Below are 9,761 nucleotides of genomic sequence, written 5' to 3' on the forward strand. Positions count from 1 at the left end.
TTTTGCTATGGGTTGCTGTATCGATCAGTCAAGCAAAGAGCCGTATCACTATCTTGATAGTTTTCAAGGAATAACACCATTGAATCCCTCTAACACGCTGCCATTAAAATCACAAGAAGGAGAGGATAATGAACTGGCTAGAAGGCGCATTAATGACGGGCGTTGCCGCAGCTTTCGCAACAACCTTTGACGATAATATTTATTTGACCCTGTTCTTCAGCAAAGTTGATCGAAGCTTTCAGCCACGCCATGTGGTTATCGGTGAATATGTTGGATTTACGGTGTTGGTGGGTGTGAGTTTGGTCGGTTTTTTAGGACGACTAGTAATTCCAGAAATTTGGATTGGCTTACTTGGCTTGCTCCCTGTAATGATTGGGATTAGCCAGTTGGCTACCTTAAGTCAGCAGGATCAACATACCATTCAGACGGTCAGTAGCCCACCCCAGCTTCGCTCAGAGAAATCGCATAGATCCCTTCCCTCCCTCTGGAAAACATTGCACGATCGGCAAACCTATCAAGTTTCAGCAGTCACAATTACCAATGGTGGTAACAACATTGGTATCTATGTACCTTTATTTGCAGGCAGTACACTCCCACATCTGGGCATCATTTTGAGTGTGTGCTATGCCACAGTGGGTCTATGGTGCTTCCTTTCCTATCACTTGACGCGACAACCTAAAATCGCCTTTGCAGCTGCTCGGTATGCTAGGAAAATTTTCCCTTTCATTTTGATGTGGCTAGGAATGCGTATTTTGATTGACAATGAGTCCTATCGACTTCTCTTCGCAATGAACTAACGAACTTTATCTTCTCACCAATGGTACAAGTCCTCCAGAGAACTGAGACTATAACTATCGATCGCCACCATTGATTGCAACTCAAATTCTTAGTTAATCTACCAGTATTGTAGTCGATGTTTCAAGAAGTCAGTGGGAAGTTTAATCATTAGTTGATGAGCAACTAGAATTCTAGAATAGGAACAATAATCAATTTTTCACTAACAAGAGATTCCTATATGATCCTAGCAATCACAACGATCCTAATCTCAATTTTGCTCTTCATTCTATTATGGCGAGTCATCAAGGTAAGTATTAGACTACTTTTGGTCATTGTTGCAATCATTGTAGGGCTACAATATAGCTTCGGCATTGAACCCAAACAATTATGGGCTGAGATGCAGATTCTTCCCCAAGAAGCTACTCACTTCGTACAGGGCTTGAATTGGCAAGCACTAAACTCAATCTGGCCAGATTAATTAGATTAACTGAAGTCAGCTCTCCTGCTTCACAGGCTAAATTGCATAGCTGTAGCATTTTCAGGGAGACGGGCCCAGAGGAAATGGAGTCGATGAGGCAATGGAGATGAGGGTAGAGGACGGGATGCCTCAATCAAGCAGCCATCCTCTCATTTAAGTTGGTATCGGTTGCTAATTGTCCATCCTCCATATGGACGATGCGATCGGCAATGTCCAAAATCCGATTATCGTGGGTTACCAGCAAGATGGTACAGCCCTGCTCCTTAGCCAATCTCTGCATTAATTCCACCACTTCGCGGCCTGATTTGCTATCCAAAGCTGCCGTCGGTTCGTCCGCCAGGATGATTTTGGGATGACTGACCAAAGCCCGGGCGATCGCCACCCGTTGCTTCTGGCCACCGGAGAGATCCGATGGATAATAGTTCACGCGGTTGCCCAACCCGACCTGTTCTAACATTTCAATCGATCGGCGTTTCATCTCACTTGGAGACAATCCCGGATGCACTTCTAAGCCCATCCGCACATTTTGCATGGCACTTAAACTGCTGTGTAGATTATGGGCTTGGAAAATGTAACCGATATTGCGACGGGTCATCATGCGTTTGCGATCGCTTGCGCCCCGTAATTCATCGCCTAAAATTTTGAGGCTACCTTCTTGCCCGGAACGCAGGCCCCCAATCAACGTCAACAAGGTGGTTTTGCCTGAACCCGATGGCCCGGTCATCAAAACAATTTCGCCCGCATCAATTTGCAGATTAATCTCGTACAAAACCTGCTTTTTCAGTTGGCCTTGCCCAAAATAATGATTGAGATTTTGAATGGAAATAATATCGCCCATGGGTCATACCTCAGAAAATATCAGCCGGATCAGCCGATTGTAGTTTGCGAGTCGCGATCGCGCCGGAAATCACGCACATAATGGCCGTTAACATCAAAACGGTCGTGGCACGGCCCAGGGTCATAAAAATCGGTAGTTTAGTGCCGTTACTTGCCAGGGTGTATAGCCCCAAGGCCCCAGCCACACCGGGAATAAAGCCTAAAATTGCGAGAATAATCGCCTCTTCAAAAATCACACTCAGCAAATACCCATTCCCATAGCCCATCGCCTTAAATGTTGCATATTCGGCCATGTGAGCGTTGACATCCGTGGAGAGAACTTGATACACAATCACAATCCCCACAATAAATCCCATCGTCACACCCATACTGAAAATAAACCCGATCGAGGTATTGCGTTGCCAATAGCCTTTCTCAAATTCCATGAATTGATTACGGGTCATCACAAAGACATCATTGGGTAAATGTTGCTTGAGGTGACTGACCACAACATCGGGATTGGCACCGGGTTCTAACTTCAGCATTCCCAAGGAGACACTCTGCGCCGATTTGCGCGGAAAAAGCCGCAGAAAGTTTTGATCGCTGGTGACGAGGTGCCCGTCCGTCCCAAAGGAAGACCCGATCGTGAAGGTATCGGCCAGTGTAATCGTATGCCGCTCAATTTCCGTCTTGACCAGTTTGCCTTGCTTCAAGTCAGCAATCACTTGTTTATAACTACCCCGCGAGGCTTGGTCAAAGAGAAACGTATCCGGTAATTTCACCTGATCTAGCCCTTTTGCCACCTCTGGCAATTGCAAGGCCAAAAAACTCGGTTCAAATCCTAAGACCCGAATGGCGGTTTCTTGGTGGGTTTGGGGATTTTTCCAGACGACGTTATTGATATACATCCCGTGGGCGGATTCCACCCCTGGGATATCCTGGGCTTGCAGCAAACGCCGACGGGGAAAGGTGGAGAGGTTTCCGATGTTCAATGCCTGGGGACTAAACAGGACGACATCCGCATTGAGAATGCGGTGGGTGCGCACGCTACTCTCAAACAGTGCGGCCTGAAAGCCCAACTGCATAAACATCAAGACATCAGCAAAGGCAATGCCCGACAGAGCCACCATCAGCTTGCCTTTTTGACGACTGAGTTGCAGCCAACCCAAGGGGGTACGGCGTTGGATGGCTTGAATGGGATTCAACATGCTGGCTTCATATCCTAGTGATTGAGCGCGTGAGTTACTTGTGTGAATTTAATTGCGTGAGTTGCGAGGGTAAGTTTATATTGCGTGAATTGTGGGTGCGAGTTTAATTACATGAATTGCGCGTGTGAGTTGAGTCGGTTAATTGAGTGCAATTTTGGCGGTGACTTGAGAGTTGGTGAACTTTTCAGCTTTGGCCGTCGATCGGTCATCCAAGGTAATCCGCACTTCGATCACGCGGGAATCTGTATTGGCGCTGGGATCGGTGTTAATCACGTTTTGGCGTAGCACTTTGCGACCGATTTCGCTGACTTTGCCCGTCAGTTCGCCTTCGATCGCCTCGCTCGTTACAGTGGCGGATTGACCCACCTCTAACCGTTTGACATCACTTTCGTACACTTCCACCAAGGCCGTCATTTGTTGAGTGCGGCCAATATCGACGACTCCTTCAGTGCCAATCCGTTCGCCCGCATAGGTGTAGATTTTGAGAATGACGCCATCCTGGGGGGCGATGACATACGCCTGTTCTAGGTCGGCCTGGGCTTTGGTAACCGCAGCTTGGGCTTGGGCCACTTCTGCCTGGGCCGCTTGCACATCAACGGGGCGCACTTCCGCAATGCGATCGAGGGTGGAATCCGCAGCGGCAATCTGCTCGGCTTGGGCCGTTTGGGTGCGGGCTAGTGCTGCCTTGGCCTCATTGATTTGCTGGGTGCGGCTTTCTCGCGTGCGCTCTAGGGCCGCACGGGATTCCTGGAGTTGTTTTTGGGCGGTTTGCCAAGCGAGGTGTTTGCTGTCCCGCGAGGACGCAGAAATTCCGCCCACAGTGAAGAGATTGTCGTAGCGTTCAAATTCCACCTTGGCATTGGCCACTTCCGCCTCTAATCGAGCCACCACGGCATTCTGGGCATTCAAATCCCCGGTGCGTTCGGCTTCCAGTCGGGCGACGACGGCTGCTTGGGTATTCAAATCCCCGGTGCGCTGGGCCTCTAAGCGGGCAATCTCCGATCGCTGCGCTGCAATTTCCCCGGATTTGGCCCCAGACTTCACCTGTGCGAGACGGGCTTGGGCCACTCGTACTTGCTCCTGCGCCTGCTGTAGGGCGGATTGTAGGCGCTTCTCGTTGCTGAGGATCGCAATGACATCCCCTTTCTTCACCCGATCGCCCTCCTGCACGCGCAACGCTTCGACCCGCACCCCTTCCGATCCCCCATTGGCAAACACGCTGACGATCGTGCCCGCAGGTTCTAGCTTGCCCAGCGCGGAAACGCTCCTAATTTCCGGGGCGGTTTGGGCAGCGGCTGAGGTGCTTGTTTCGGTGGGCGGAGGAGTCTGTAATACGAACCGTGTACCAAGAACCCCAATGGCCAGAGCCGCTACGCCGGTGACGATTAGGGGCTTGCTGTTGAAAATTTTCTCTGGCCATTCTTTAAATGCAATCATGGCGAACCTCTCAGGCTGGGGGCGGTAGCGGTGGTTGGGTGACAGGGTAAAAACTAAACTGTTTAGTTCAATTTCGATCTATATTAAAACTAAACTGTTTAGTTTAGTCAAGCAAGTCTCCTGAAATTCAATAAAATTCTGAGTAGAGAGTGACACAAGCCCCGTTCATCCAATATTCTCAATCCAAGCGTCTCAATCTAAGCTTCTCGATCTAAGCTTCTCAAGCTAAGTTTTATGCCTTGCTGCAACCAGTGATTTTATGATTTCTACAAAAAAGAAGGATAGGGGATCGATCGATCGCGCCCGTGACTCTCGCAAAACGGAGCAAATTTTGCAGGGGGCGATGCAGGAATTTTTGGCGAAGGGCTATGCAGCAGCCAGCATGGATCGGGTGGCGGCGGCAGCGGGGGTGTCCAAGGCCACGGTCTACAGTCACTTTACGGATAAGGAAACATTGTTTAAAACCCTGGTGCAACAGATGGCCCAGGGGAAAATTCAAGCCATTATGAGTCATCTGGATGACAGTCTCGAACCGCGTCTAGCGCTGCGGCAGTTGATGACATTGGCGATGGATGATTGCTGTGGGAGCCAAGAATTTCAGGATTTTAAGCGCATGTTGGTGGGGGTTTCTGGGCAGTTTCCTGAACTGGCTAAAGCCTTTGTCGAACATCTCAGCAAGCCGGGGATTCAAGCCTTGACGGAGTATTTAAAAAAATGCCCTGCCTTTGATTTTCCTGATCCGGAAGCCACTGCACGGGTGGCGATCGGTGCGATCGTTCACCACAGCTTGCTCCAGCACATTCTGCACGGTGCAGAAATTATTCCCATGGAGCCGGAGCGCATTGTGGCAGCCCTAGAATATTTGCTGTTCCCGCCGGACAAATCGTCCTAGCATGACGCTTACAGGGCATTGAGCTTACAGAGTATTAAGCTTACAGAGTATTGCGTTAGGGCATTGCGCTTATGGGGTTTACAGCATTCGGTTGCGATTGTGCCCTAGGTTATAATGACGTGATAAGGAAGGCATTTCTGAGGGCTTGTTATGGTCGCCGTTGTTCCCCAACCGATTTCGCCGTCACCCGTCGCCTCCAGTGTTGTCCTGTCTGGAATTAGCTGGGAAACTTATCAGGCGCTTGTTCGAGAGCTAGAATCTCAACCCAGTAAACGCCTGACCTACGACAATGGAACGTTGGAAATTTTTATGCCTCTTCCCCCTCATGAAAGCTACAGTGCTTGGAGCAATCGGTTTATCCAAATTGTAACTGAGGAGTTGGAAGTGGAAATCCGTAGCCTGGGTTCATCGACTTGGACTCGTCAGGATTTGGCGAAAGGCATCGAAGCGGATGAATGCTACTACCTTCAGAATGAACAACTCATTCGGGGAAAACTGTCGATCGATTTAGCAACTGATCCCCCGCCCGATCTTGCGATCGAAATTGACATCACCAGCCTTTCAATTCCTCGCTTACCCATCTATCAAGCGTTAGCAGTGCCAGAAATTTGGCGGTTTGATGGTGAAAAGGTCATGTTTCTAGCTTTGAATGAAGGTGAATATCAGGAAATTGATCGATCGATCGCCCTTCCCATTGTGACGCCCAGTGTTCTTCAAAACTGGCTGATGCAGGCAACAACTATGGGAGAAACGAGTTGGGCGAAGGCGATTCGCCGCTGGGTTCAGGATACCGTACAGATGGATAATTTCCAGGGACTGTGACAGCCTTACCAGTGGTCGTAACACTCACTAGTCTGTCTATTTAGAGAGAGACTACTGGGTAAATGGTTTATTCCTTTTAATAGAACAGATATTCGATTCAGATTCACTATGATGACGGCATGTCAAAGATGAGTTCCGATAAGGGAACGAGGTGAAATGATGAATCGCCCTAACAATCGCCCTAATCATAATAATTTAGACCAACCTACAACGTTAAATAATGTGCATGGTCGTCCGATTACGACCGATGAAAAAGCCTATCGTGATGGGTATGTTGAGGGACGAACTCTGCAACGGGACGTGCAATACCAACGGGAAAAGGTTGCTGAAAGCAATGGGATTGCCAACGGAATGATTATCGGTGGTGTCCTCGCCCTGGTGGTTGGCCTCGGAGCCGCCGCGATCGCCTACTACAACCGTAGTCCTGCCCCGGCACCTGTCACGTCTTCTCCCACGTCGAAAGTCATCACGCCCCCAGCAAGCCCCTCTCCTACCACCCCTGCTAAGCAGACGACAATTATTGAACGAACGGTGGAAAAAGTAGCGCCTGCGGCTCCGCCTGAAGTCAAAGTGATTGAAGTACCCAAGGCGGTTCCCGTTCCCGTTCCTGTGGCTCCTAGTGTGGCTCCCCCCAGCGCTCAAACCGCTCCTCAAGCGCCATCGAGCACTTCAGGAAATTCTAGCCCCAGTGGTTCTTCGATCGCTCCTAACTCCGATACTTCTCCCAATAACTCAAACTAAACCTAATCTAGCCTCGATCGCTATTCTGCCAGTAAATCTATTTATGTAATCTAATTGATTCCTGAAATTTCAGGATTGCATTGCCTAACCCTACTCTTTGCTATTCTCTAGGAAACTATTATGGCTGGACAAATGTGTTGGCTTAGACCCTTTGGGTCGGATGAAATGCTTTTACATCTACGCCTCAAACCATCTGACCCGTGGCAACCCTATACGGCCCTGCGGACCTTCTCCGTACCAGACTATCGGATTCCTCGCGGTTCCAAAGGTTGGGCCACGTATCAAACGTTACGACTAGCGAATTGGGAACTGGTTCCTACTCAAGATGCTTATAAATCTCTAACCTATGTAGCCGATGAATTGCAATCGTCCCAGGCCGCTTGATTTAATGTCTCAAGCTTGTCATGGGAATATTGGATTCGATTAATTGCAATCAAATTCGATTAATTGCAGTCAAAGTAGGAAGTCCGATACATTACTCCTCCTAAAGATAGAAGCAGGCCGCCTGCCGTCCACTCTCTAAATAGAGATGACACTGGCTCTAAAGTGGTTAATACTAACCCTCAGATGCTTTGAATACTTCCTGCTTTCACGTTTTAATCCCCTTGATCTGCACTACCCCGTCTGAAATAAACGTTCTAATTTATTGCTCTAAGGAGCTTCTAAATGACTGAATTTAATGGTGTTATGATGCAATATTTCCACTGGTATAACGATCCAGATGGAACGCTGTGGAAGCAGGTCGCTGACTCGGCGGAGGAATTAGCGGCTTTGGGGGTGACTTCTCTGTGGTTGCCACCTGCCTATAAGGGAACGGGCGGCGGTTATGATGTGGGCTACGGGGTGTACGATCTATTTGATTTGGGCGAATTTGATCAGAAAGGCTCTGTGCGCACCAAGTATGGAACCAAAGATGAATATCTAGCGGCTATTCAAGCGGCGCAAAAAGCAGGAATTCGAATTTATGCCGATGCGGTCTTCAACCACAAATTGGGGGCAGACGCTGAGGAAGAAGCCCAAGCGACACCGTTGAATCCTGATAACCGGAATGAAGCGATCGGGGAATATCAGACCATTAAGGCTTGGACACACTTCACCTTTCCAGGCCGGAACGGTAAGTACTCAAGTATGGAATGGCATTGGTGGCATTTCGACGCGATCGACTACAATGCCTACAACGAAGGGGAAAACGCAATTTATCTTCTAAAAGGTAAAGAATTTGATTACAACGTTGATTTAGAAAAAGGTAACTTTGATTACCTCATGGGTTGTGATCTGGATATGGATCATCCCGAGGTCGTTGGAGAATTGCAATACTGGGGCGAATGGTACGTTGATACAACCGGTGTGGATGGCTTCCGCTTTGATGCTGTCAAACATGTGAAAGCGGACTTTTTCCGGGATTGGTTGAACCATGTGAGTCATCAGGTAGGCCGAGAGTTATTCGCAGTGGGTGAATATTGGTCCTACGATGTAGAAGCGTTGCATGCTTTTCTAGAAACGACCAATGGACGGGTGACGTTGTTTGATGCGCCGTTGCACTACAATTTCCACGTGGCCAGTCAGTCGGGTTCCGACTATGATATGCGGCAGATTTTTGATAATACGTTGGTTCAGCAGCAACCCGCTTTAGCGGTTACCTTAGTTGAAAATCACGATTCTCAGCCTTTGCAATCCCTGGAATCGGTGGTTGAGGGTTGGTTTAAACCATTGGCCTATGCCTTAATTCTGCTGCGGCGTGAGGGCTATCCCTGTATTTTTTACGCTGATTATTACGGGGCGCATTACAAAGATACGGCCAATGATGGCAATGAATATGAAATTTGGATTGATTCGCACCAATGGTTGCTTGATAAATTCTTATACGCCCGTCAAACCTTGGCGTTTGGTGATCAGTATGACTACTTTGACCATGCTAATACGATCGGTTGGACTCGGTTAGGAACTGAGGAAAATCCTGGAGGAATGGCGGTGGTTTTGAGTAATGGCTCGGACGGCAGCAAGTGGATGGAAGTGGGGCAACCCAATACAACCTACGTTGATCTGACGGAACACATCAGTGAACCGATCGTGACCAATGATGAAGGATGGGCTGATTTCCGCTGCAATGGGGGTTCAGTCTCGGTTTGGGTGCCTGAGTCATCGTTGCCGACTGCCTAGCTACCTTGTAAGGCTTAGGTTGCAATTTTAAGTTGTATGTTTTGATAGCTCGCCCTGGTTATGGAACTGGGGCGATGTTCACAGCTCGTCCTACAAATTTTTTCACTTTTGTTTTTTCACTTTTGTTTTTTCACTTTTGTACGGTTGACGGACAGAACGATCGCCGCTACATTGCTATAGTTAAGCAGCACGAGAACCTTTTATCTTTGCTGCTGATACGCCCAAAAAACTAGCGCGATCGCAATGAGATTAGGCCCTCAGAACGATCGCTAAGCCCCCAAGCTGCTGAAGCCAGCATGGTGACCTGGATTGCATTTTAGCACCCCAAGCCGCCCTGTTTCGCCATGTCAGAAAACGGGGCGGCTAGCTTTTTGGGTTTTCCTCGTCCATTGACTTCACGTTTGGAGGAAACCCAATGACCCGCTATACC

9 protein-coding genes are annotated in these 9,761 nt (G+C 48.7%); 6 read left to right on the forward strand and 3 right to left on the reverse strand.

The features are described 5' to 3' along the window. The first annotated feature begins 128 nt into the window (after positions 1-128). Complete coding sequence (locus H6G21_RS24465) at positions 129-797, forward strand: cadmium resistance transporter (RefSeq protein WP_190577080.1); 669 nt, start codon at positions 129-131, stop codon at positions 795-797. A 591-nt stretch (positions 798-1,388) separates the two neighbouring features. Here H6G21_RS24465 and H6G21_RS24470 read toward each other — a convergent pair. The 3 genes from H6G21_RS24470 to H6G21_RS24480 form a co-directional block, all read right to left on the reverse strand. Beyond that, the gene (locus H6G21_RS24470; protein ID WP_190577082.1) at positions 1,389-2,093 is read right to left on the reverse strand and encodes a DevA family ABC transporter ATP-binding protein; all 705 of its coding nucleotides are present in this window, start codon (positions 2,091-2,093) and stop codon (positions 1,389-1,391) included. A 10-nt stretch (positions 2,094-2,103) separates the two neighbouring features. Next, entirely contained in the window at positions 2,104-3,279 is a 1,176-nt protein-coding gene (devC, locus tag H6G21_RS24475; RefSeq protein ID WP_190577084.1) for an ABC transporter permease DevC, read from the reverse strand. A gap of 138 nt (positions 3,280-3,417) precedes the next feature. Beyond that, positions 3,418-4,716: a biotin/lipoyl-binding protein gene (locus H6G21_RS24480; RefSeq protein WP_190577086.1), complete on the reverse strand. Its 1,299-nt coding sequence runs from the start codon at positions 4,714-4,716 to the stop codon at positions 3,418-3,420. Between the two features lie 259 nt (positions 4,717-4,975). Between H6G21_RS24480 and H6G21_RS24485 the strand changes: the two genes are divergently transcribed. The 5 genes from H6G21_RS24485 (at position 4,976) to H6G21_RS24505 (ending at position 9,331) form a co-directional block, all read left to right on the forward strand. Continuing rightward, positions 4,976-5,608 carry a TetR/AcrR family transcriptional regulator gene (locus H6G21_RS24485; protein ID WP_190577089.1) on the forward strand — a complete coding sequence of 211 codons (633 nt, stop codon included), beginning with the start codon at positions 4,976-4,978 and terminating at the stop codon, positions 5,606-5,608. Positions 5,609-5,758: 150 nt separating this feature from the next. Beyond that, positions 5,759-6,430 (forward strand): Uma2 family endonuclease, encoded by a 672-nt coding sequence (locus H6G21_RS24490; protein WP_190577091.1) that lies wholly within the window; start codon positions 5,759-5,761, stop codon positions 6,428-6,430. Positions 6,431-6,586: 156 nt separating this feature from the next. After that, positions 6,587-7,171 carry a hypothetical protein gene (locus H6G21_RS24495; protein ID WP_190577093.1) on the forward strand — a complete coding sequence of 195 codons (585 nt, stop codon included), beginning with the start codon at positions 6,587-6,589 and terminating at the stop codon, positions 7,169-7,171. 120 nt (positions 7,172-7,291) lie between these two features. Beyond that, positions 7,292-7,555 (forward strand): hypothetical protein, encoded by a 264-nt coding sequence (locus tag H6G21_RS24500; protein WP_190577095.1) that lies wholly within the window; start codon positions 7,292-7,294, stop codon positions 7,553-7,555. A gap of 282 nt (positions 7,556-7,837) precedes the next feature. Continuing rightward, on the forward strand, positions 7,838-9,331 hold the full coding sequence (locus H6G21_RS24505; protein ID WP_190577097.1) for an alpha-amylase: 1,494 nt from the start codon (positions 7,838-7,840) through the stop codon (positions 9,329-9,331). Positions 9,332-9,761 lie beyond the last annotated feature (430 nt).

The organism is Alkalinema sp. FACHB-956 (genome assembly GCF_014697025.1).
In the GTDB taxonomy this organism is placed as follows: domain Bacteria; phylum Cyanobacteriota; class Cyanobacteriia; order Leptolyngbyales; family Leptolyngbyaceae; genus Alkalinema.

What these genes read in the sequence shown, in the direction of transcription:
- H6G21_RS24495 (WP_190577093.1), top strand. Translation starts at nt 6,587, where the DNA reads ATGATGAATCGCCCTAACAATCGCCCTAATCATAATAATTTAGACCAA.
- H6G21_RS24465 (WP_190577080.1), top strand. Translation starts at nt 129, where the DNA reads ATGAACTGGCTAGAAGGCGCATTAATGACGGGCGTTGCCGCAGCTTTC.
- H6G21_RS24470 (WP_190577082.1), bottom strand. Translation starts at nt 2,093, where the DNA reads ATGGGCGATATTATTTCCATTCAAAATCTCAATCATTATTTTGGGCAA.
- H6G21_RS24505 (WP_190577097.1), top strand. Translation starts at nt 7,838, where the DNA reads ATGACTGAATTTAATGGTGTTATGATGCAATATTTCCACTGGTATAAC.
- H6G21_RS24480 (WP_190577086.1), bottom strand. Translation starts at nt 4,716, where the DNA reads ATGATTGCATTTAAAGAATGGCCAGAGAAAATTTTCAACAGCAAGCCC.
- H6G21_RS24500 (WP_190577095.1), top strand. Translation starts at nt 7,292, where the DNA reads ATGGCTGGACAAATGTGTTGGCTTAGACCCTTTGGGTCGGATGAAATG.
- devC (WP_190577084.1), bottom strand. Translation starts at nt 3,279, where the DNA reads ATGTTGAATCCCATTCAAGCCATCCAACGCCGTACCCCCTTGGGTTGG.
- H6G21_RS24485 (WP_190577089.1), top strand. Translation starts at nt 4,976, where the DNA reads ATGATTTCTACAAAAAAGAAGGATAGGGGATCGATCGATCGCGCCCGT.
- H6G21_RS24490 (WP_190577091.1), top strand. Translation starts at nt 5,759, where the DNA reads ATGGTCGCCGTTGTTCCCCAACCGATTTCGCCGTCACCCGTCGCCTCC.